At 52.5% G+C, this 21,103-nt stretch carries 20 protein-coding genes; 12 read left to right on the top strand and 8 right to left on the bottom strand.

What is annotated here, in order from left to right:
* The first annotated feature begins 12 nt into the window (after positions 1-12).
* The 12 genes from mreC (at position 13) to nrdG (ending at position 14,068) form a co-directional block, all read left to right on the top strand.
* Positions 13-930 (top strand): rod shape-determining protein MreC, encoded by a 918-nt coding sequence (gene mreC / locus LKE53_11220; protein ID MCH3973305.1) that lies wholly within the window; start codon positions 13-15, stop codon positions 928-930.
* The gene (mreD, locus tag LKE53_11215) at positions 927-1,430 is read left to right on the top strand and encodes a rod shape-determining protein MreD (protein MCH3973304.1); all 504 of its coding nucleotides are present in this window, start codon (positions 927-929) and stop codon (positions 1,428-1,430) included. Before mreC ends, mreD begins: the two co-directional genes overlap by 4 nt.
* Before the next feature lie 34 nt (positions 1,431-1,464).
* The gene (locus tag LKE53_11210) at positions 1,465-3,537 is read left to right on the top strand and encodes a penicillin-binding protein (protein MCH3973303.1); all 2,073 of its coding nucleotides are present in this window, start codon (positions 1,465-1,467) and stop codon (positions 3,535-3,537) included.
* Between the two features lie 149 nt (positions 3,538-3,686).
* Positions 3,687-4,430 (top strand): P-loop NTPase, encoded by a 744-nt coding sequence (locus tag LKE53_11205; protein ID MCH3973302.1) that lies wholly within the window; start codon positions 3,687-3,689, stop codon positions 4,428-4,430.
* Between the two features lie 84 nt (positions 4,431-4,514).
* Positions 4,515-4,919, top strand: a complete 405-nt coding sequence (gene mgsA / locus LKE53_11200; GenBank protein ID MCH3973301.1) for a methylglyoxal synthase — start codon at positions 4,515-4,517, stop codon at positions 4,917-4,919.
* A gap of 1,439 nt (positions 4,920-6,358) precedes the next feature.
* Positions 6,359-7,654 (top strand): histidine--tRNA ligase, encoded by a 1,296-nt coding sequence (hisS, locus tag LKE53_11195; GenBank protein MCH3973300.1) that lies wholly within the window; start codon positions 6,359-6,361, stop codon positions 7,652-7,654.
* A 129-nt stretch (positions 7,655-7,783) separates the two neighbouring features.
* Positions 7,784-9,565 carry an aspartate--tRNA ligase gene (gene aspS, locus LKE53_11190; protein ID MCH3973299.1) on the top strand — a complete coding sequence of 594 codons (1,782 nt, stop codon included), beginning with the start codon at positions 7,784-7,786 and terminating at the stop codon, positions 9,563-9,565.
* A gap of 72 nt (positions 9,566-9,637) precedes the next feature.
* Complete coding sequence (locus LKE53_11185; GenBank protein ID MCH3973298.1) at positions 9,638-10,276, top strand: epoxyqueuosine reductase QueH; 639 nt, start codon at positions 9,638-9,640, stop codon at positions 10,274-10,276.
* Positions 10,273-10,692: a helix-turn-helix transcriptional regulator gene (locus LKE53_11180; GenBank protein MCH3973297.1), complete on the top strand. Its 420-nt coding sequence runs from the start codon at positions 10,273-10,275 to the stop codon at positions 10,690-10,692. Before LKE53_11185 ends, LKE53_11180 begins: the two co-directional genes overlap by 4 nt.
* Before the next feature lie 326 nt (positions 10,693-11,018).
* Positions 11,019-13,322 (top strand): anaerobic ribonucleoside triphosphate reductase, encoded by a 2,304-nt coding sequence (locus LKE53_11175; protein MCH3973296.1) that lies wholly within the window; start codon positions 11,019-11,021, stop codon positions 13,320-13,322.
* 67 nt (positions 13,323-13,389) lie between these two features.
* Positions 13,390-13,554, top strand: a complete 165-nt coding sequence (locus LKE53_11170; protein MCH3973295.1) for a hypothetical protein — start codon at positions 13,390-13,392, stop codon at positions 13,552-13,554.
* Entirely contained in the window at positions 13,541-14,068 is a 528-nt protein-coding gene (gene nrdG, locus LKE53_11165) for an anaerobic ribonucleoside-triphosphate reductase activating protein (protein ID MCH3973294.1), read from the top strand. The genes LKE53_11170 and nrdG overlap by 14 nt, the downstream gene beginning before the upstream one ends.
* Before the next feature lie 209 nt (positions 14,069-14,277).
* Here the strand turns inward: nrdG and rsmI are convergent, their stop codons facing one another.
* From rsmI to LKE53_11125, 8 genes are all read right to left on the bottom strand, one after another.
* Positions 14,278-15,114, bottom strand: a complete 837-nt coding sequence (rsmI, locus tag LKE53_11160) for a 16S rRNA (cytidine(1402)-2'-O)-methyltransferase (GenBank protein ID MCH3973293.1) — start codon at positions 15,112-15,114, stop codon at positions 14,278-14,280.
* Positions 15,111-15,866: a methyltransferase gene (locus LKE53_11155; protein MCH3973292.1), complete on the bottom strand. Its 756-nt coding sequence runs from the start codon at positions 15,864-15,866 to the stop codon at positions 15,111-15,113. Before LKE53_11155 ends, rsmI begins: the two co-directional genes overlap by 4 nt.
* A 162-nt stretch (positions 15,867-16,028) precedes the next feature.
* On the bottom strand, positions 16,029-16,199 hold the full coding sequence (locus tag LKE53_11150) for a 4Fe-4S binding protein (protein MCH3973291.1): 171 nt from the start codon (positions 16,197-16,199) through the stop codon (positions 16,029-16,031).
* 82 nt (positions 16,200-16,281) lie between these two features.
* Positions 16,282-17,208, bottom strand: coding sequence for a stage 0 sporulation family protein (locus LKE53_11145; protein ID MCH3973290.1), 927 nt, complete (start codon positions 17,206-17,208; stop codon positions 16,282-16,284).
* Positions 17,209-17,260: 52 nt separating this feature from the next.
* Complete coding sequence (locus tag LKE53_11140; protein ID MCH3973289.1) at positions 17,261-18,073, bottom strand: ATP-binding protein; 813 nt, start codon at positions 18,071-18,073, stop codon at positions 17,261-17,263.
* A 47-nt stretch (positions 18,074-18,120) separates the two neighbouring features.
* Entirely contained in the window at positions 18,121-18,444 is a 324-nt protein-coding gene (locus LKE53_11135) for a cyclic-di-AMP receptor (protein ID MCH3973288.1), read from the bottom strand.
* A 79-nt stretch (positions 18,445-18,523) separates the two neighbouring features.
* Positions 18,524-19,801, bottom strand: a complete 1,278-nt coding sequence (locus tag LKE53_11130) for an amino acid decarboxylase (protein ID MCH3973287.1) — start codon at positions 19,799-19,801, stop codon at positions 18,524-18,526.
* 61 nt (positions 19,802-19,862) lie between these two features.
* Positions 19,863-21,095 (bottom strand): LCP family protein, encoded by a 1,233-nt coding sequence (locus tag LKE53_11125; GenBank protein ID MCH3973286.1) that lies wholly within the window; start codon positions 21,093-21,095, stop codon positions 19,863-19,865.
* Positions 21,096-21,103: the final 8 nt, after the last annotated feature.

Here is a 21,103-nt window from a genome sequence, read left to right as displayed (position 1 = left end):
AGGAGGCTCTTTGTGAACCGGTTCTTTCAGACAAATAAATTCAAAGGCCTTATCATTGTGCTGTTTCTGCTTTTCAGTCTGCTTTTGTACACCAGTACCGCTGGGCAGGGCGCAGTAGGCGACTTGCTGAACAGCGCGGTCATGCCTATGCAAAAGGTGATTTCTGTACTCAGCGGCAAAGCCGCCACCAGTACCGAAAGCATCAGCAAAAGCAAAGAGGAGCTTTTAAGCGAAAACAACCAGCTGCAAAAGCAGGTAAATGAACTCAACCAAAAGCTGACAAATTATTACACCGCTTTGCAGCAAAACGAACAGTACAAGCAGTTTTTAGGCATTAAAAATGAAAATAAAGATTACCAGCTACTCTCGGCCACGGTGATCGCCCGCGACCCCAATTCCCTTTCCAACAGCTTTACCATCGACCAAGGCTCTTCTTCGGGCGTAACCAAAGACTGCCCGGTTATCACCTCGGCAGGTTTGGTTGGCTGGGTCAGTGAGGTCAGCGCACTTTCCGCTAAAGTAACCACTATTTACGACACCAGCGCGCAGTTTGGCGTACGTGACACCGCCAACCGCGACACCGGTGTCTTGGGCAGCGAGCTAAAGCTTGCCGACAGCGGCCTGGTGAAAATGTCATATCTGGCGAGCGGCACCACCGTAAAGGCCGGCGACCAGATTGTCACCAGCGGTCTGGCTGTGGAAAGCGGCTTTGGCGGGAAATTTCCGCGCGGACTGCCGGTAGGCAAAGTGACCGCTGTCAAGAGCAGCCCCTATGATGTTTCTCTTTATGCAGAAATCAAGCCCTATGTTTCGCCTGCCAAAGTGCGCGATGTCATGGTGATTACCGACTTCGCCGGCAAAGCAGAGTCTGCCAAGGCTGCGTCGAGCCAAAGCAGCAGTTCTTCCTCTGCAAGCGGGGCATCGAAATGAAGCACGCAAAGCACCTGCGGTATCTGGCATTTTTCCTAGAGATTCTGCTGTTTTTCCTATTGCAACAGACACCGGATCTTCTGCCGGTTATCCACTATGCGCGGCCGCTGCTGCTGGTGCCGGCCGCGGTGACCATTGCCCTGTTTGAGCCGCAGACAGCCTCTACCGTATTTGGCCTGTTCTGCGGCCTGCTCATCGACGCGGGCACAAACAGCGGGGTTCTTGGCCTGCACGCAATTATCTTAACTGTTGTCTGTTTTATTGTCAGTTATCTTGCAACCGAGCTGCTGCAGGCAAATGTTATGACTGCCTTTCTTGTGTGCAGCATTGCCATGGCGATTACCGTTTTGCTGCAGTGGCTTCTGTTTTACGTTTCTCTGGGGTATGCAGACCCCGCCTACGCGCTGCTACAGCACTATTTGCCGCAGTTCCTTTATACTATCGCGCTTTCTTTCCCGATTTATGCGCTAAACCGTGTCATAGCCCTGCGCATATTGTAAAGCTGCGATTTCTGCAGAAAAGGAGGATCCTCTAATGCGCCGTCCCATAAAACGCAAACATACACTTACCGGCCGCTACATTTTTTGCGCCGCTGTGTCGCTGCTGCTGGCAGCGGTGTTTATTGCGCGCCTTTTTCAGTGGCAGATTGTCGACGGTGCCGCTGCTCTGCAAGACGCCGAAAAAAGCAGCCAGACCTCAGTGACTATGTCCACAAATCGCGGCGAAATCGTTGACAAAAACGGTGTCGGCCTTGCCACCAACAAAACCGGCTATTCTCTGCAGTTTGACCACGCCTATATGACTTCTTCTTCAGAGAACTCCACAATTCTGCGGCTGATAAACCTGCTGGAAAAGCGCGGCGAAAAGTGGCTGGATACCCTGCCGATTGTCATGGACGCAAGCGGAAACTATTCCTTTAAGGCCAATTCTGAGTCGGAAATCAAATATTTAAAATCGAAAGACTTTCTGGATGTAAACACCTATGCAAACGCACAGACCTGCATGCAGAATCTCATCAGCAAATACTTTAAAAGCACCACGTCCAGCAGCAGCCCTACCGCCGGCTACAGCAAAGCAGACCTGCGCAAAGTTGTTTCGGTGCGCTACGCAATGACCCTGCAGGGATTTGATTATTCTTTAAATACGCCCTACACGTTTGCAGAGGACATCAGCCGCGAGACCGTAGAAATCGTCAGCGAAAACAGCGACAGCCTGCCCGGTGTAGTATCAAAAGTCACCACGACCCGCCAAAATCCAAACAGTTCTCTGATTCCCCAGGTTGTGGGTACAATGGGCGCCATTTCTGAAAAGCAGTACAGCAAGCTGAAAAGTAAAGGCTACCACCTGGACGACCGGCTGGGCACTTCCGGTATTGAAAGCGCTATGGAAAGCACCCTGCGCGGCACAGAAGGCAAAAAGAATCTGGTTGTCGACTCAAAAGGCAAGGTGACTGGCTCGACCGTCTTGACTGCGCCGGTCAACGGCAACACCGTTTTTTTGACGATTGATGCAAACCTGCAGAAAGTGGCCGCGCAGGCGTTGGCCACAAACGTGCAGGCTGCCCACTCTGCACAGAGCATGTGCAAAGGCGGCGGCGTTGTTGTATTAAATGTAAAAGATTTTTCTGTACTGGCTGCGGCCTCTTATCCCACGTATGACCTTTCCAAGTACCCCTCGGACACGGCTTATACAGAAAAGCTGCTCAGCGATTCCTCTAATCCGCTGATTGACCGCTCTTTTGGCAGCGCCTATACGCCTGGTTCTATTTTTAAGCCGGCGGTTGCTCTTGCCGCACTGCAGGAGGGCATTATCAACAGCAACACGACCTTTGTGTGCAACCACCGCTACCTGCGCTTTGAAAGCAGCGGCTACACCCCGACCTGTGAAGGCAACCACGGCGCAATTACCGTGGAAGATGCACTGGCAAAGTCCTGCAACATTTTCTTCTTTGAGACCGGCTATCATACAAAAATTGCAAACATGAACGTCTACTGCAAAAAGCTCGGTCTTGGTGAAAAAACCGGCGTGGAAATAGCAGAAAGCACCGGCACCCTTGCCGGCCCCGGTGAGAAGAAAGCCAGCGGCGGCACTTGGTACGAAACAGATACCATTCAGGCCGCTATCGGACAGAGCGATAACGCCTTTACGCCGGCACAGCTGGCCTCTTATGTAGCTACAATCGCAAACAACGGCACCCGCAAGCAAGAGCATCTGGTAGACCACGTGACCGACTACAGCCGCAAGAAAGTTATTTCCACTGTAACACCTGAAACGTACACCGACAACAGCTCTTACAGTTTTCTTTCCAAAGAAAATCTGGATATTGTAAAAGCCGGTATGCGCAAAGTGTGCACCAGTGGCACTGCCTCTGGTACCTTTGCCAGTTACCCCATTGCGGTGGCTGCAAAAACCGGTACCGCAGAAACCAGTCGCGCCTCCAACACGACATTCATTACTTTTGCGCCTTACGATAACCCACAGATTGCAATTGCAGTGGTGATTGAGCACGGCGAAAAAGGTAAGTACAGCCAAAACGTGGCAAAGGCTATTTACGATGCCTACTTCAAAGTAAACCAGTCCTCATCAAGTTCTTCAGCGTCGCAATAGTGCATAAGTATGTTAATTGTTTTTGTGCAAGTTGCTTTATAAAATTTAAGGCCTGTTTTTTGGGTACATTTCACAAAGAAATGAAAACGAAAGATAAAATCTTTGACTATATCGGTTTAATGTGCTAGTATTATCATGAGGTTGTTAGTATGGGAGCAGTAACGGTAATTACATCTGGAAAAGGCGGGGTTGGCAAATCCACCACAACCGCGCATATGGGCCTTGCCCTCGCTGCACGCGGCAGACGGGTTTTGCTGCTGGATTGTGATGCGGGATTGGGCTGCCTGGACATGCTGCTGGGCGTTTCACAACGGCGCGTCTTTGACCTTTCTGATGTTGTCGCCGGCACCACCTCACCGGCAAAGGCCATTTACCAAAGTCCCTTTATGCCCGGTCTATTCCTAATTCCTGCCCCGCTCCATGAAGAGGATCTTGTCAGTACGGGCGTCATGCGTCAGCTGGTTCCAGCGCTCGCGCGCCACTATGACCATATCCTCATCGACTGCCCCGCCGGCGTAGGCGCTGGTTTTCGCAGCGCGTGCGCTGCAGCTGACCGCGCGGTTGTTGTCTCTACACCGGACGGAGTCAGCGCAGCAGCAGCAGCAAAGGTGCGTGGTCAGCTGTTAGAGCAGGGGATTCGTGAACAGCGCCTGGTAATCAACCGCTTTTCGCCGGAGTGTTTCCGCCGTGCCCACTTTTTCAGTGATTTGGACGCCGTCATTGATGCGACTGGTATTCAGCTGATCGCCGTTATTCCCGAGGACCCCGCCCTGCAGGCAACCGCAGCCAAAGAACTGCCGCCTAAAAACAGCCCGGCCGCTATGGCATTTGCCCGGCTTGCGCTGCGCCTGGAGGGCCGCGATGTACCGCTGCCCTCGCTGCAAAAGCTTTAGACTGATTTGTTCTTCGTGATTTTACCTTACATATATCTCCCCTCTGCACATGCAGGGGTGCCTTTGAAGGAGGCCTTTGGTTCCATGAACATTGCATTGATTGCGCATGACGCAAAAAAAGAATTGATGGTACAGTTTTGTATCGCATACTGCGGTGTACTCAGCCGGCATGATCTGTGCGCGACAGGGACGACCGGCAAGCTGGTCAGCGAAGCGACCGGCCTTCCAATTCAGAAATTCTTGAGCGGCAGCCAGGGCGGCGACCAGCAAATCGCCGCGCGCATTGCGTGCAATGAAGTGGATTTGCTGCTCTTTTTCCGTGACCCGCTGACGGCAAAACCGAGCGAACCAAACGATATGAATATGCTGCGCCTGTGCGACATGCACAATATCCCGGTTGCCACCAACATTGCCACCGCTGAAGTCCTGATTCACGGACTGGAGCGCGGCGACCTTGACTGGCGCAATATTTTAAATCCAAAAGGTTAAGTTTCCTTTCTATTTCCCTCTACAATCAAAAAGCCGCACAGCTTTTATCGCTGTGCGGCTTTTTATATTCTTTTCAGGACCCGCACCTTTCCTTTATGAATGCGGCAAATAAACGAATCTCTCTGCAAAACACTTCCATGCGTAAACAATTAGGCATTTTCGGTTTCCGCAATATCTTTCGAAAATTATAAAATCATAATAACGAATTGAACACTGCGTCAGAATAAAGTATCCCAAATTTTAAGTTTGTAAATTAGGTCAAGGTGTTCTTCAAACAATTTCTCAGGAGTATATAAGTTCAGCCGCTTTCTGGGCATCGCATTGATTCCATCAGAGAATATGAGGACCTGTTCATCAGTGTAGTTGTTCGTAGATATTCCTTTGGGCATAAAGCGGCGAACTCGCTACCATTATTGGTAGTCATCGTGCGAAAAGCTTTGGAAAACTGACTGCATAATTCATGGTGCAGCTGCCGCATGACATCCGCAACGCCCTGTGTCGTTTTCTCCTGAATACGAATGGTAAGATAGTACCCCGCCGGTCAGGCGTTCCACAATCGTGAACGTCACCGGTCCGCCCTTCTTTTTTGGCCAATTGCAGTGTCTGACTCCCAATGTTCAAATCAAATTTTTTCCGCCACTTCCGCAGGCCGAAGGTCAATACTTTTTCCGTGTAAACGTTTAGAAATGTGTGGCTTGCCACATTATCGCCGGCTCAACGCCTCTGGAAGTTGAAACGGCAGGATAACCACTCCAGACCGGTGCAACGGCTAATGTAGATCCATTGCGGTACATTGGCAATCCACAATCAGTCCAGCCATCACTCCCTGCAAAAGCAGGAACAGCGCACGCAGCCATAATTGCAAAAGATGCGGCTGCGGCAAGAATTTTTTGGTCTCTTGTCATTTTACTTATCTTTTCAGAAGTTGAATTTTAAGTACCTATGTCAAACCGCCTGCGCTTTTTCAGCCGATAAAAAGGACAAGCAGTTCACATACAAATATTCCTGGCTGCCGTGCTTTAGGGGATTCTTGTTGGTGCGATTTGCCACAAACTGCATTGATTGTCCTTGCATTGGATTTTAATCTTACTTTGTACGCGAAATCGTGTAAAGCTTTTCTTTTTGTTTAAAATTCCGTTATTTTTTATTGTCCAAGGTATACTATTCCCTTTTAATTTGTCAATAACGAAATTACATCGTGCAAAATTTTTTTGTTGCTTTTTATGTCGAAAGGCCCGGCGGCGCACCTTGTGAAATCAAAGAAGTGTAAAAATAAGCAGTCGGGAAAGAGCTGAACGGAGCGTGAAAACTGCACTTTATGACAGGCATACGTCTTCAGATGGCCGCCCGCGGCGTCTTTGCGGCAGGGGTACTTTGCCCTTTCCTTTGCTATTTTAATATGTTATAATGAGCAGGTCAGAATACAGGAGGGAATTTTCATGGAACTGATTACACAAGCGCCCCGCGGCACACAAGATATTTTGCCCGGGCAAAGCGAAAAGTGGCAGACTGTTGAGCAGGTACTGCGCGAAGAAGCCGCTCTGCACGGCTTTGCGGAAGTGCGCACACCGGTTTTTGAACATACGGAACTGTTTCAGCGCGGTGTAGGCGACACCACCGACGTTGTGCAAAAAGAAATGTATACCTTCCGCGACAGAGGTGACCGTTCCATTACGCTGCGGCCAGAAGGCACTGCCGGCGCGACCCGCGCCCTGCTTGAGCACGGCCTTTATGCCGCTGCTCTGCCGCAGAAACTGTGGTATGAAACTTCCTGTTACCGCTATGAAAAGGCACAGAAAGGCCGTCTGCGTGAATTTCACCAGTTCGGTGTGGAAATGTACGGCTCTGCCGACCCGCTGGCCGACGCCGAAGTCATCTCGATTGCAGACTCTATTTTTAAACGCCTGGGCGTAAAAGACCTGGCACTTGAACTCAACTCTATCGGCTGCCCGACCTGCCGCGCGGCTTATACCAAAGCCCTGCAGGACTACTTTGGCCAATATAAAGACCAGCTGTGCGAAACCTGCCTTTCCCGGCTTGACCGCAACCCCATGCGCATTTTAGACTGCAAGTCGGAAATCTGCCATAAAATCGGCGAAAATGCGCCCTCAATTCTCGACTATCTCTGTGAGGACTGCAAAGCACACTTTGAAAAAGTGAAAGCAGCGCTGACTGCCCTGGGCATTTCCTATCAAATCAACGACCGCATTGTGCGTGGGTTGGATTACTATACCCGTACCGTTTTTGAATTTACAACCAACGACCTCGGCAGCCAGGGCACCGTATGCGGCGGCGGGCGCTATGACGGTTTAGTAGAGGAACTGGGCGGTCCCGCTATGCCGGCGCTCGGCTTCGGCCTGGGGCTTGACCGCCTGCTGCTTTTGATGGAAGCACAAAAAATTGAATTTCCGCAGGCTCAAAAGTGTGACCTGTACATTGCAAGCATTGGTGATGCTGCCCGGCAGAAGAGCCTTGTACTCGCTGCAGAACTGCGCTCATCCGGCATTGCCGCCGCTTTTGATGACCTGGGCCGCGGGCTGAAAGCACAGATGAAGTACGCCAATAAAATCGGGGCACGCTACAGCATGGTGCTTGGCGACGACGAACTCACCAACCAAAAGGTTTCTGTTAAAAATATGGAGACCGGTGAGCAGAACGACCTGCCGCTTAACGAAAACTTTGCCAAAGCTTTTGCTGCTATGGACCGGTACTCCTCTTTAATTCAGGCTTTTTAACAGCAGTACTTCATGATAAAAGGATGCGGGCGAGGGTAACCGCTCGGCAGCAGAAGTTCCATTCAATATTTTCTTTTACTGCATGCAGTAAAAGTCCTTAATATAAATGTTATTTACTGGAGGCACATTATGGCAGAATTTATGACGGGGCTGAAGCGCAGCTGTTACTGCAGCGAGCCGCGGCTTTCCGATGCCGGAAAAACACTGACTTTATGCGGCTGGGTACAGCGTCAGCGCGACCTGGGCCAGCTGATTTTTATTGACCTGCGCGACCGCTCTGGCATTATGCAGCTTGCGTTTGACGAAGAAACCGACAAAGAGGTCTTTCACAAGGCCTTTACCTGCCGCAGCGAGTTTGTTCTGGCGGCAACCGGCGTGGTGCGCGAACGCACCAGCAAAAACCCTGACCTGCCCACCGGCGATGTGGAGCTGGCTGTCAGGGAACTGCGCATTCTTTCCAAAAGTGAAACGCCGCCCTTTGCAATCGAGGAAAACTCCAACGTTTCAAATGAAACCCGCCTGCGCTACCGCTTTTTGGACCTGCGCCGCCCTGACATGCAGCGTATCCTGATGGCGCGCCACCGCATTACGAAGTGCGCACACGATTACTTTGACGACAACGGATTTTTGGAAATTGAGACCCCGGACCTTATCAAATCCACCCCAGAGGGTGCACGCGATTATCTGGTGCCCAGCCGTATTTTCCCCGGTAAGTTTTTTGCCCTGCCACAGAGCCCTCAGCTCTACAAGCAGCTTTTGATGATTTCCGGTTTTGACCGCTATATGCAGATTGCACGCTGCTTCCGCGATGAAGATCTGCGTGCCGACCGCCAGCCCGAATTTACCCAAATCGACTTTGAAATGAGCTTTGTCGAACAGGACGATGTAATGGCCATTGGCGAGGGCTTTATTCAAAAAGTCTACAAAGAGCTGCTGAATATCGACATTCCCACGCCTCTGCCGCGCATGAAGTGGCAGGAAGCGATGGACCGCTTCGGTTCGGACAAGCCAGACCTGCGCTTTGGCATGGAGCTGCACGATGTGAGCAGCTGCGTGAAAAATACGGCATTCCGCGTATTTTCCGGTGCTCTGCCTGCGGGTTCTGTACGCGGCATCAACCTGAAAGGCCACGCAAAGGACCTTTCCCGCAAAGAAATCGACAAATTGGGCGAATGGATCAAGAGCTACGGCGCAAAGGGCCTTGCCTGGACCCGTCTTGCCGACAAAGAAACCAGCAGCTACGAAAAGTTCCTTGCGCCAGAAGAGACCAAGGCCATTCGTGAAACCATGGACGCACAGCCAGGCGACGTGTTGTTCTTAGTGGCCAGCGACGACAACACCGTTGTCTATGCCGCATTAGGCGCCCTGCGCTGCGAGCTTGCACGCCGCTTTAATCTCATTGACAAATCCAATCCGTGCCTTTTGTGGATCACTGACTTCCCGATGTTTGAGTACAGCAAAGAAGAGGGCCGCTGGATGGCAATGCACCACCCCTTTACCATGCCGAATCCAGAGGATTTGGACCGGCTGGAAAGCGACCCCGGTTCTGTGCGCTCCATTGCCTATGATATGGTCATCAACGGCTATGAGGCCGGCGGCGGCAGCATTCGTATTCATGATACAAAACTACAGGAACGCATGCTGGAAGCCCTCGGCTTTACACCAGAAGAAGCCGAGCGCCGCTTTGGTTTTCTGCTCAACGCCCTGAAATACGGCGCACCGCCGCACGGCGGCATGGCCTGGGGCCTCGAGCGCCTGGTCATGGTCCTTTTGGGCATTGATGACATGCGCGACACAGTTGCTTTCCCAAAGGTCTCTTCTTCTGCAGACCTGATGTCGCACGCACCGGATATTGTGGACCAGCAGCAGCTTGATGAGCTGCACATTGCCACAGCCGAAAAGAAAGAATAAACTGCTTTTTGCTGCAAAGGCCGCGCAGGCACCAAGCGCGGCCTTCACTGTACGATAAAGGAGTTTTAAAAATTGCAGAAACAGAATTATCAACTGGCGCTCGACAAAGTGCTGCAAAATCTGCCGCAGGGGAAAAAGCCGCGGCTGCTGCTGCACGCCTGCTGTGCACCCTGCAGCAGTTATGTATTAGAGTACCTCTCCGCTTACTTTGCAATTACCCTATTTTACTACAATCCGAATATTTCTTCACAGGAAGAATACGATAAACGCGTGGCGGAAGTCCGCCGCCTGCTCCGGGAAATGCCGCTGCCCACGCCGGTACAGTTTCTGCCGGGGCGCTATGACCCTGAGCGCTTTTTCGCTGCTATAAAAGGCTTGGAAAACCTGCCCGAGGGCGGCGAACGCTGCTTTATCTGCTACCGGCTGCGCCTGTCAGAGGCCGCCAAGGCCGCCAAGGCCGGCGGATTCGATTATTTTGCCACGACACTTTCCATCAGCCCGCACAAAAACGCGCAGAAGCTCAACGAAATCGGCGCAGAGCTGGCAGAAACTACCGGCATCGCCTGGCTGCCAAATGACTTTAAAAAGCGCGGCGGCTTTCAGCGCAGCATTCTGCTTTCACATCAGTACCATCTTTACCGCCAAAATTACTGTGGCTGCGTATACTCCGCCGCCGAAGCTGCCCGCCGCCTGAAAGGGGACCCGCAATGAAAAAAGAAAAAAACAAAGAGAAAAAAAGCAAAAAGCGCCTGCGCGCTCTGCCCCCCGACAAACCAACTGAAACCGACCATGCCGACGCCGCAAAACAGGACGCTCTGCTCACCCGCGCGCTGCAGGCAATCGGCGGCAAATGGAAGCTACGGATTCTGTTGGCGCTTTCCGGCAGCGAAAGCCTGCGCTACGGCGAGATTCGCGGCCGCGTCACCGGCATTACCGACATGATGCTCAGCCAAAGTTTAAAGGAGCTTTGTGCCGACGGGCTCATCGCCCGCCGGCAGTTTCCGCAGATTCCGCCACGGGTTGAGTACCGCCTGACCAGCCACTCTGCCGATGCCCTAAAGGCGGCTGCACAGCTTTGCAGCTGGGCTGAAGATTTTTTACCCGCGGACACTACAGATAGTAGATGACATAACCTTCTTTTATGACCATTTTACTGTTGATAACTGGTTGAAAGAAGTGGAAAACAGAAAAATTTCCCTGTAAAAGGCCGCCTTTCTTCAACCAGGCTGTGGAATATTCGGTGGATAATTTGAAAACTGTTTTTACTCGATACACAATATGTAGTTGTACGCAAAGTCCTTTCAGCTACATGGGGTATTTTTTGATTGACAACCCCTGCGCAACGTGCTATTATTTTAAGCACAGACCAGTAAAACAGAAGCATTGATTTATCAATGCTTCTGTTTCCAACCGGTCAGAAATTTTTAATCTTACGGATAAGTGAGTGATCTTAGTGTTTACGCAGATTCGCAAACGAAACGGTGACCTTGTTCCTTTTGACCGGAAAAAGATCAGCCGTGCCATCGAAAAAGCAAACCAGTCCGTTGCGGGAGAAACCATAACTGCCCGACAGCTGGACACGATAACCGACAAAGTAGTTGCCGCTTTGCCTGTTGGCAAAGTACCTGCTGTAGAGCAGGTGCAGGACGAAGTAGAGGCTCAGCTCATTGCTGCTGACTTTGCAAAAACTGCAAAAGCCTATATCCTTTACCGTGCAGAACACAATAAGATCCGTCAGGCCGAGGGTGACCTGATGGATATTTATAAAGAGCTGACTTTCTGCGATGCAAAGGATGTTGACCTGAAGCGCGAAAACGCCAATATTGATGCCGATACCTCTATGGGCACCATGCTGAAATACGGCAGTGAGGGCAGTAAGTACTTCATCAACAACTATGTGCTACCAAAAGACATTGCCGCTGCCCACCTTGACGGCGACATTCACATTCACGACGAAGACTTTTATATGCTAACCGAGACCTGCTGCCAAATCGACCTGCTCAAGCTGTTTCACGGCGGTTTCTGCACCGGACACGGCACCCTGCGCGAGCCAAACGACATCCGCTCTTACGCGGCGCTGGCATGTATTGCCATTCAGGCAAACCAAAACGAAATGCACGGCGGCCAGGCAGTTCCGAACTTTGACTATTCCATGGCGCCGGGCGTCGCAAAAACGTACCGCAAACTGTACCGAACAGGCCTTGCCCTTTGGTTTGAGTCCATGCTTTCCATGAGCGTTCACGATGCAGAGGCGCTTGCCGCCTATCTGTATGACCAGTTGGATCCCGACGAAATCCGCATGGACAACGGCGATGCACTGGACAAAAAGCTGGCAGAAATTCTGCCGACACATCAGCGTGAAAACGGCTACCAGGAAATCACCGAAGAGCAGGCCCACGCTGCACACCGCTTTGCTGCACAGACCGCATGGAATCAAACAGACAAAGCAACTTACCAGGCAATGGAAGCGCTGATTCACAATCTGAATACCATGAATTCCCGCGCTGGCGCACAGGTTCCGTTTTCCAGCATCAACTACGGCACCTGCGTCAGCCAGGAGGGCCGCATGGTAATGCGCGACCTGCTTTTGGCCACAGAGGCCGGCCTTGGCGACGGCGAAACGCCGATTTTCCCGGTACAGATTTTCAAGGTCAAAGAGGGCGTAAATTACAACCCCGGTGACCCGAACTACGACCTATTTAAACTCGCCATGAAAACCAGTGCAAAGCGTCTGTTCCCGAATTTCAGCTTTATCGACGCACCGTACAACCTGCAGTACTACGATGGAACCTACAACAGTGAAGTCGCCTATATGGGCTGCCGCACGCGTGTGATGGGCAATGTATACAATCCCGACAAAGAAGTGACCTGCGGGCGCGGCAACCTGAGCTTTACCAGCATTAACCTGCCGCGTGTCGGCATTGAGGCGCACCACGACATCGACCGCTTCTATAAAATTTTAGATGATCGCATCGACCTGTGCATTCGGCAGCTGCTGCACCGCTTTAAAATTCAGTGCAGCAAAAAGGTGTACAACTATCCATTCCTGATGGGACAGGGTGTGTGGATCGACTCCGACAAGCTGGGCCCCGATGACAGCGTTGCCGAAGTACTGAAAAACGGCACTCTGTCGGTCGGCTTTATCGGTCTTGCCGAAACACTGGTTGCCTTGACTGGCAAACACCACGGCGAAAGCGAAGCAAGCCAAAAACTCGGCCTCGATATTATCGGCCACATGCGCAAGCGTATGGACGACGAAAGTAAGAAGCGCCACCTCAACTTTACCCTGTTGGCAACCCCGGCAGAGGGCCTTTCTGGCCAATTCGTAAAGATTGATAAGGTAAAGTACGGCGTGCTGCCGGGTGTTACAGACCGCGAATACTACACCAATTCTTTCCATGTTCCGGTTTATTACCCCATTAGTGCCTTTAAGAAGATTAAAATCGAGGCGCCTTACCACGCGCTGACCAACGCCGGCCATATCTCTTATGTAGAGCTGGACGGCGATACCTGCAAAAACCTGGATGCTTTTGAAGCAGTCATTCGCTGCATGAAAGAATCCGGTATCGGCTACGGCAGTGTCAACCACCCGGTAGACCGCGACCCAGTGTGCGGCTACAATGGCGTAATCGACAACGTTTGTCCTCGCTGCGGCCGCCGCGAGGGTGAGCCGGTAAGCATTGAGCGCCTAAATGAACTGCGCAAAAAGTACCCGAATGTACCGGTTGTCGACGGCTGCGGCTGTGATGGACGGTAATTCTGCAGGGTCGTTTATTTTCAAAAATAGAGGATAAACCTTAAGATAAGCAAAAGGAGTGTTTTTTATGGTACAGCAGTTGACCGTAGATAAAGAAAACAACACCGTTGGCGAAGGTGTTCACTTTGACCGTATCCGCCGCATCACCGGCTACTTGGTCGGTACAATGGATCGCTGGAATGACGCAAAGCGCGCTGAAGAACGGGATCGTGTCAAGCATGGCCTGCACTGAGCTGCGCCTTGCCGGCACCGAACCGGAATCTATCGTAGACGGGCGCGGCATTCGTTACACTGTTTTTGTACAGGGCTGCCCGCATGACTGCCCCGGCTGCCAAAATCCGCAGACGCACGATTTTTCCGGCGGAACCCTGGTTTCCATTGATTCTCTTATTGCTGAAATAAAAGAAAATCCGCTTCTGCGGGGAGTCACTTTCTCCGGCGGTGAACCTTTCAGCCAGGCCGGCGGTCTTGCAGACCTTGCCGAGCGCCTGAAAAAAGAGACCAAACTGGACATCACCACTTACTCCGGCTGGACCTATGAGCAGCTGTTGGAAAAGGCCCAGTCAGAGCCCGATGTACAGCGCCTGCTGGACCTAGCCGACTATCTGGTTGACGGCCCTTATGTGGAAGCACAGCGCGACCTGACCCTGCATTTTCGCGGAAGCAGCAATCAGCGGATGATTGACCTGAATGCAACCCGTCGCGAAAACCGCATTGTCTTAGATGATTTAGACGAAACTGAATAAATAAGCGCAGCAAAACGCCGCACTGAAACTTACACCTGCACCCCAAGTAATGCCAATTCGTTGGTTTGCTTTTGGGGTGCAGCTTTGTTTCGGTGCAGCGTTTCTTTCTGTGTTAAAGGCACCCGCTTTCATCAGCGTATGCACAGCTAATTCCTCGAAGGCGCTTTCTGTTTTCAACCAAATCTGCAAAATTTGTTGAAAGTCTGTCGTTATTCCTGCGGTTCCTCCGAAAGAGCACGATAAATTTCATTTTTCCGGCGGCCGGTTTCAGCAGCGGCCTGTTTTGCCGCGGCAGAAGCAGAGGCGCCCGCTTCCATCAGCGCACGGGCTCGCGCCGCAGCATCTGCCAAAGACGTTGTCTCCTCCTGCGGTGCCTCTGCACCGCGGATAACCAGGACAAACTCGCCGCGCGGCGGATTCTCCGTATAATATGCAACCGCTTCCGAAAGGGTTGTGCGGCGCACCTCTTCGTGTACCTTTGTCAGCTCGCGCACCAGCGCCAGTTCACGGTCGCCCCATGTTGCCAGCATATCCTGCAAAGTCGTCAGCAGCTTATGCGGTGCCTCATAAAAGACCATTGTACGCTGTTCGTGCTTCACTTCTTCCAAATGTTCGCGGCGGCTCTTTTTGCTGACGCTCAGGAACCCCTCAAACGTAAAGCGGCCGGTCGGCAGCCCCGAAACCGCCAGCGCCGTAACAACCGCGCTCGGCCCCGGCACAGCCGCAACCGGCACACCGCGCTGTGCAGCCTGCCGCACCAGCAGCTCGCCGGGATCAGAAATAGCCGGCATGCCGGCATCGCTGACCAGCGCACAGTTTTCGCCCGTCTCAATGCGGTCTAAAATAATATCGCCACGCTGCCATTTATTGTGTTCAAAATAGCTGATTAAAGGTTTTTTGATACCGAAATGTGTCAAAAGCTTTCGTGTAACCCGTGTATCCTCTGCCGCGACAAAGTCGACGCTGCCCAAAATCTCGGCCGCGCGCGGGGAAAGGTCGCCCAGATTTCCAATCGGTGTACCCACTACATATAATGTACCGCTCAATATTTTCCCTCCCGGTATGGTCCGTAGATTTTTTCCATCTCGTGTGAAACTGCGCCGGTAGCATCCTCCATCAGCAGCACCGGCTCCACTTTCAGGCCGGGGCGGCCGCCTCGGCGGGCCTCCAGCAAAAACAGAGAGGGTGCTTTCTGCAGGCGGTGCTGCACCAGCCGCATCCGCTTTGGCTCCAGCCCTGCATTTGACAGGGCGGCAAATGCTTCTGGCATACGCTGTGGGCGCAGGCAGCAGACAAAGCGTCCTCTCCAGCGCAGCAGGCGGGCCGCAGCCTCAGCGACCTCAGCAAAGGTACAGCTAAGCTCATGCCGAGCCTCTGCAAGACTTTCCTGCGGGCTTGGGCAGCCATCTGTCCGCGGCTGATAAGGCGGGTTGCATGCAACCAGGTCAAGCCCCAGGGGAAGCGGCAAATCGGCCGCCTTTTCCTGCCGAATTTTCCTCAAATCATACTGCAATACATGAATCTGCGAAAATCCGCCGCCGGCCGCGCTGCGCCGGGCCATTTCACAGGCCTGCGGCTGTATTTCCAGCGCATAGACCTCTGCCGGGGCCCCGCGGCTGCACCACAAAAGCGGTACCAACCCGCAGCCGGTGCCAAGCTCTGCGCAGTGCTCGCCTTTCTGCGGCATAGAATAATCTGCCAGCAGAATTGTGTCTGTCGTAAAGCGGTACTGCTGACTGACAATCACGCTGCGCCCGCCACCGATCGGCTCCAGCCGTTCCCCGTACTGCAGCTGCATTTTACCGCTCCTTTCCGTACAATTCCTGTAATTTTTCTAATAATTAATAATAAAGTAAAAATTGGGAATACACAGATATGCTGTACCATACTCCCATTTTTTATAAAAGGCCATAGAAAAAAGGCGGTGTGTCTGGCACACCGCCCTTTCTTTTGCAACGCATTAAGCCTCTTTCGGAGCTCCGACAGGGCAGACACCTGCGCAGGAACCACAGGAAATGCACGCACTTTCATCGATGACGTACTTGCCGTCACCCTCAGAAATTGCGTTAACCGGACACTCCCCGGCGCAAGCACCGCAGGAAATGCAATCGCTGCTAATCTGATATGCCATTTTAAACACACCTCCATATTATTGTTTTCGTTATCATTTTATCATATTTTTGCCAAAATGCAAGAAAGAATTATAGCGCATGTCATTTGTTCCGTCTATTATGCACGGCATCGCTGCCTGTTTCGTCCGATTTTCCGCCGGCAGCAGCCTTTTCAGGCCTTTTTTCTTTCGTATGCTGGCGCGGTCTGGCCACTGGTGCCCGCAGAAACTTTGTATCTTTTACCTTGCAGCGAATTGGTGCGGCCTCTGCAGAGGCGCTGTCTAAGTGCACCTGCAGCACGCCGGTCAACAGACTTGTTGCAGTCACGGTGCCCCGGCCCTCGGGGGTCAGCACATACGAACCCACCGGCGGGGTGGTGCGCTGCAGGTCCTGGTAAGCTTCCTGCTCATATTTTAAGCAGCACATCAGCCGCCCGCAGGTGCCGGAAATCTTCACCGGGTTGAGGGAGAGACCCTGCTCCTTAGCCATTTTAATGGAAACCGGCTGAAAACCTGCCAAAAACTGGCTGCAGCAAAAAGGCCTGCCGCACAGCCCCAAACCGCCCAGCATTTTGGCCTCATCGCGTACGCCGATCTGGCGCAGCTCAATGCGTGTGCGGAAAACACTTGCCAAGTCTTTCACCAATTCACGGAAATCGACCCGACCATCTGCTGTAAAGTAAAACAGAATTTTATTATTGTCAAACGTATACTCTACATCCACCAGTTTCATTTCCAGCTGATGCGCGGCAATCTTTTTCTGGCAGATTTCAAATGCACTAATTTCTTTTTCGCAGTTTTCTTTTACTTTGTCCAAATCTTTCTGTGTTGCGACCCGGATAATCTTGCGCAGCGGCTGCACAATATGGTCTTCTGCAATTTCGCGGTTTGGCATAGCGACTTCGCCGCACTCCACGCCGCGGGCCGTTTCCACAATAACGTGGTTGCCAATCTGCAGCTGCTGGTCCTCTGGGTCAAAATAATAGACTTTGCCCAGATTTTTGAACCGCACGCCGATAACTTTTGCCATGGTACCTCCTGCAAATAATGAAACGATAAATTCACGTATCTTTTATTCATCCTCAATGTGCTGCGGCACGGCGCAGGCGGGCACACAGGTCCGTCACCAAAAGCGCCGTGTTGGCGTTGCGCTCAACATATCCGCACATTTCCCGTGTGGTCTGTGTCAGTGTATACAGCTGCGCGCGCGTCAGCATTCCTGCTAGGCTGCGTGCTGTCTCTTCTTCGCCCGAAATAGTAGCGCCGCCGCTGCGCAGTACCAGCGCATCGCGAAAAATCAGCACAAGTTTTTCCAGTACGCTGCGCAGCCGCAGCCGGTCCTTGAGCAGCGGTGCTGTCAAATAAAGCAAGTCGCTCTCTTTTGGGCGGCAAAGCGCCAGCGCAATCTGTGCAGCTAGGCCGTCGTCCTGCGGCTGACCGGCAGCAGACAGCATATAAATCTGCGAGCGGCTGCGCACCGTATCGAGCAGAGAAGACGCGCGGTCGCAGGTCAAAAAGAACTGCACCCCCGCCGGCGGTTCTTCCAAAATTTTCAACAGCGCATTCTGTGCCTGCGGGGAAAGGTTTTGCGCATTCTGTAAAATAAAGACCCGGCCCGCTGCTTCATTCGGGCGGATATACGCATTGCGGCGCAACAGCGCAATCTCATCTTTGTGGAAAGAGCGCCCGGCCTCACCGCCGCCCGCCATCGTAATGTCAGGGTGGCTGCCCGCCTGCGCTTTCACACATCCGGGGCAGTGCCCGCAGGGGCGCTCCTGCGGGGCCGTGCAAACTGCCGCCTGTGCCAGATGTTTTGCCAAAGCCAGCGTTCTTTCAGCTGCACCCTCAAAAATCAGCGCGTGCGGAATACGGCCCGCAGCATAGGCTGCGGTCAAGGCCTGCTGTACCTCTGGGGGGCACATGCCCGCCGGCAGAGAAAGCTTCACAGCTTTTCAAAGCGGTCAACATCCAGCACAAACACTGTCGCGCCGCCCACCGTAACCTCGATTGGGTAAGAAGAATACATTGTTCCCTCCGTAATCGCGGTGCTTGGCATTACCTGGGTGCGGCGGCTGCACTGGCCGCGCAGCAGTTTTAAGACCTTTTCCACTTTGTCGTCCTCTGTGCCGATAATGAATGTCGTATTGCCGGACTTCAAAAAGCCGCCGGTTGTGGCCAGCTTTGTGACGCGGAAACCCGCCCGCGTCAGGCTGCTGTTTACCAAGGCAGCGTCGTCGGTGTTGACAATGGCAAGTACCAGTTTCATACAGGGTTCCTCCTGTCTGCCTGCTGCTTTTAAAGACAGAGCCGGCTGCTGGGCAGAAAATTTCGTATACCAAAAGTTATTATAGCACACGCAAAGAAAGAAATCCATATCTTCTCAGGAACTGCACTGCCTGCGCAGTCACTTCTTCGCCGGGCATAACTACCGGAATGCCCGGCGGGCAGGGGCAGGCCGCTTCGGCTGCTACATGGCCCACCGCGTCCTGCAGCAGCACCGTATGAGAGGGGGCAAAAACAGCTTCCCGCAGGGGCAGACGCACTGGCGGCAGGTCCGGCAGGTCCGGCAGGCGGGGCAGCGGTTCTGCAAGCGGCAGGGCATTGACAGCCTTTTCTGCACGCACAAAATCTTCGGCGGTATTCCACGGTGTTGCAATCAAGACAACATAGGCGGCGTCCGCCATCTCTGGCTCGACTCCGTTTGCACGAAAAATCTGTGCGGCAGCAGTGCCGGAAATCCCGATTTCTGCGGTGCAGAGTGCCAGGCGCGCGGGGTCATCGCTGACATTGGGGATACCACGGCTCATCGCCGCCTGTGACAGCGCCTGCACGCTGCGCTGCACCGGTGCAAAAGCATGGGGATTCTCCTGCAAAAAAGCGCGGGCAAGGTCTAGGCTTGCCATAATCGGGTAAGAGGGGCTGGTAGAGGCAAACAGGCTCATTGCAGCTTTCGCAGCATCTACATAGCGTTCCTCGCCAATTTGCAGCCATGCGCCGCCGGTTAGGACATTCAGTGTTTTGTGGGCGCTGTCGGCAGTCATGCTGGCACCCTGGTGCAGCGGATGCAGATCTGGTTTCGTAAAGGCAAGGTGGGTGCCGTGGGCGTTATCTACTAAAAGCGGGATTCCACGTCTGTGGCAGGCTTCTGACAGCGCCGGGATATCTAAAATGCGGCCATAATAATCCGGGCTGGTAACATAGCAGGCATTTATACTGTTTGTATTATATCGAAGTATGGAAAGCATTTCCTGCGGCATTGCCCACATCGGCGTAAGCCCCAGCAGTGCCATAGCATTGGCCGCTGTGCGGTGTGCATTGCGTGCGCACAACACGGTGCCGCCCTGCGGACAGGCAAGCCGCAGCATCGTCTGAATGCACAGAGAACACCCGCCCGCCGAAAACAAAGTCCTTTTTGCACCAAAAAGGGCAGCAGCAGCCTGCTCTGCCTGCAAAATCGGCCCGCTCGCCTCAAAGAGGCTGTCTGTGTCTGGCAGTTCGGTATAATCCAGTGCCAAAAGGTCCGGCGGCAGTGCACCGGGGGCGCACTTGTGCCCAGGAGTATGAAACGGCGCACGGTGCAGCGCTCGGTGCTGCTGCAGGGCTGTGTAAAGGGGTGTCTTCAACTTTTTTATTTCCTCCCGATAAAAAACTGCTGCAGGAAAATTCCTGCAGCAGTTTCTGTATTCAGTTTCCGTTGTCTGTGCTGCTGTCGCTCTGCGTAGTATCTGCAGAGCTCGACGAACTGGAGCTACTCATTGCCGCCAAGGCAATTTTAGAAACATCCGGCTTGTCATTTTCATACAGGAATGTAAGGGCATCGTTGACCAGCTTTTTGTTGTCTTTAATCTGTACAACATCGCCCACATCAAGCAGCGGGGTGTCATAGTTGCCCTCTGCCGGCACCTGGTTCTGTTTCATGGGGTAATTCATAACCGTAGCCGCCTGCCCCAAAATGCTGTAGACCTCATTGCGGCTAAAATTCGTTATCACTTTTGAAAGCACCTGTGTCGCTAAGCTGGAAATGGTCTGCAGGTCGCTCTTTTTAAACTTATTTACAATCGCGGTCACGACCATGCGCTGGCGCTCAGCACGGCCGACATCGCCATAGTGCCCGTAAACATTGGGAATCGTAATGTTGTTTCCGCTCTTGTCGTAACCCTCCAGCCGAATGCGCCCAAAGTAATGCGCCTGGGCACCATCCAAATGCTGAACACCGTTAACGCCCTTTAGTTTTGCGGCTGTTGAGCCAGAGAAGCAGTTAATCTGTCCCGCTTCTTTTGCGGTGATGTTGACATCCACACCGCCAAGGGCATCGATTACACTGTCAAAAACAGAATCCTTAACCACGACATAGCGGTCAATATACATACCGAAATTAAGCTCAAGTGTTTTAATGCACAGCTGGGCACCGGCGTTTACGCTGGTGGCATCGCCGGCCTTTGCGCCGTCCTTTTCCACGGTATTGTACGCACCGAAATGATAGGCGGCATTGAGCTTATTAGAGCCATTGTTGGGAATTGCGACATACGTGTCACGCAAAAAAGAGGTAAGCTTCAGCTTTTTATGGCGGTTGTCCAGGCTGATGATCATCATGCTGTCAGAGCGACCGATGGGGTCATCTTTCTGGTAATCATCAACGCCGATAACCAAAATATTCGTAATGGCCTCGTCTTTGAGCATGCCGTTTATCTGGTTTGCGCCGTTGGTACTGTACTTTGTGCCCGAATCCACCGCGCTGGCCGTAAGCGGGGTATTCAGCAGGGAGCTGCGGTCATTTACGTAATTCCCCTTAGCCATAATATTATCCACATAAATACAGCCGACACCGCCTACCAGCAGTACCAGACTAAGCACTAAAATCAGCACATTGCGAACAATATATCTTTTTGCTAAGGGCGGTCTTTTTTTCTTTTTCACAACATCAA

The sequence above is a fragment of the Oscillospiraceae bacterium genome, assembly GCA_022483045.1.
Classification (GTDB): domain Bacteria; phylum Bacillota; class Clostridia; order Oscillospirales; family Acutalibacteraceae; genus Caproicibacterium.
The sequence above is the reverse complement of the archived record's forward strand: the minus strand, read 5'-3'. Positions and strand labels throughout refer to the sequence as shown.

Bases quoted from the DNA above. Each gene is read 5' to 3' on its own strand.
- mreD (MCH3973304.1), top strand. From the start codon at position 927: ATGAAGCACGCAAAGCACCTGCGGTATCTGGCATTTTTCCTAGAGATT.
- LKE53_11210 (MCH3973303.1), top strand. From the start codon at position 1,465: ATGCGCCGTCCCATAAAACGCAAACATACACTTACCGGCCGCTACATT.
- LKE53_11205 (MCH3973302.1), top strand. From the start codon at position 3,687: ATGGGAGCAGTAACGGTAATTACATCTGGAAAAGGCGGGGTTGGCAAA.
- mgsA (MCH3973301.1), top strand. From the start codon at position 4,515: ATGAACATTGCATTGATTGCGCATGACGCAAAAAAAGAATTGATGGTA.
- hisS (MCH3973300.1), top strand. From the start codon at position 6,359: ATGGAACTGATTACACAAGCGCCCCGCGGCACACAAGATATTTTGCCC.
- aspS (MCH3973299.1), top strand. From the start codon at position 7,784: ATGGCAGAATTTATGACGGGGCTGAAGCGCAGCTGTTACTGCAGCGAG.
- LKE53_11180 (MCH3973297.1), top strand. From the start codon at position 10,273: ATGAAAAAAGAAAAAAACAAAGAGAAAAAAAGCAAAAAGCGCCTGCGC.
- LKE53_11170 (MCH3973295.1), top strand. From the start codon at position 13,390: ATGGTACAGCAGTTGACCGTAGATAAAGAAAACAACACCGTTGGCGAA.
- nrdG (MCH3973294.1), top strand. From the start codon at position 13,541: ATGGCCTGCACTGAGCTGCGCCTTGCCGGCACCGAACCGGAATCTATC.
- LKE53_11155 (MCH3973292.1), bottom strand. From the start codon at position 15,866: ATGCAGCTGCAGTACGGGGAACGGCTGGAGCCGATCGGTGGCGGGCGC.
- LKE53_11150 (MCH3973291.1), bottom strand. From the start codon at position 16,199: ATGGCATATCAGATTAGCAGCGATTGCATTTCCTGCGGTGCTTGCGCC.
- LKE53_11145 (MCH3973290.1), bottom strand. From the start codon at position 17,208: ATGGCAAAAGTTATCGGCGTGCGGTTCAAAAATCTGGGCAAAGTCTAT.
- LKE53_11135 (MCH3973288.1), bottom strand. From the start codon at position 18,444: ATGAAACTGGTACTTGCCATTGTCAACACCGACGACGCTGCCTTGGTA.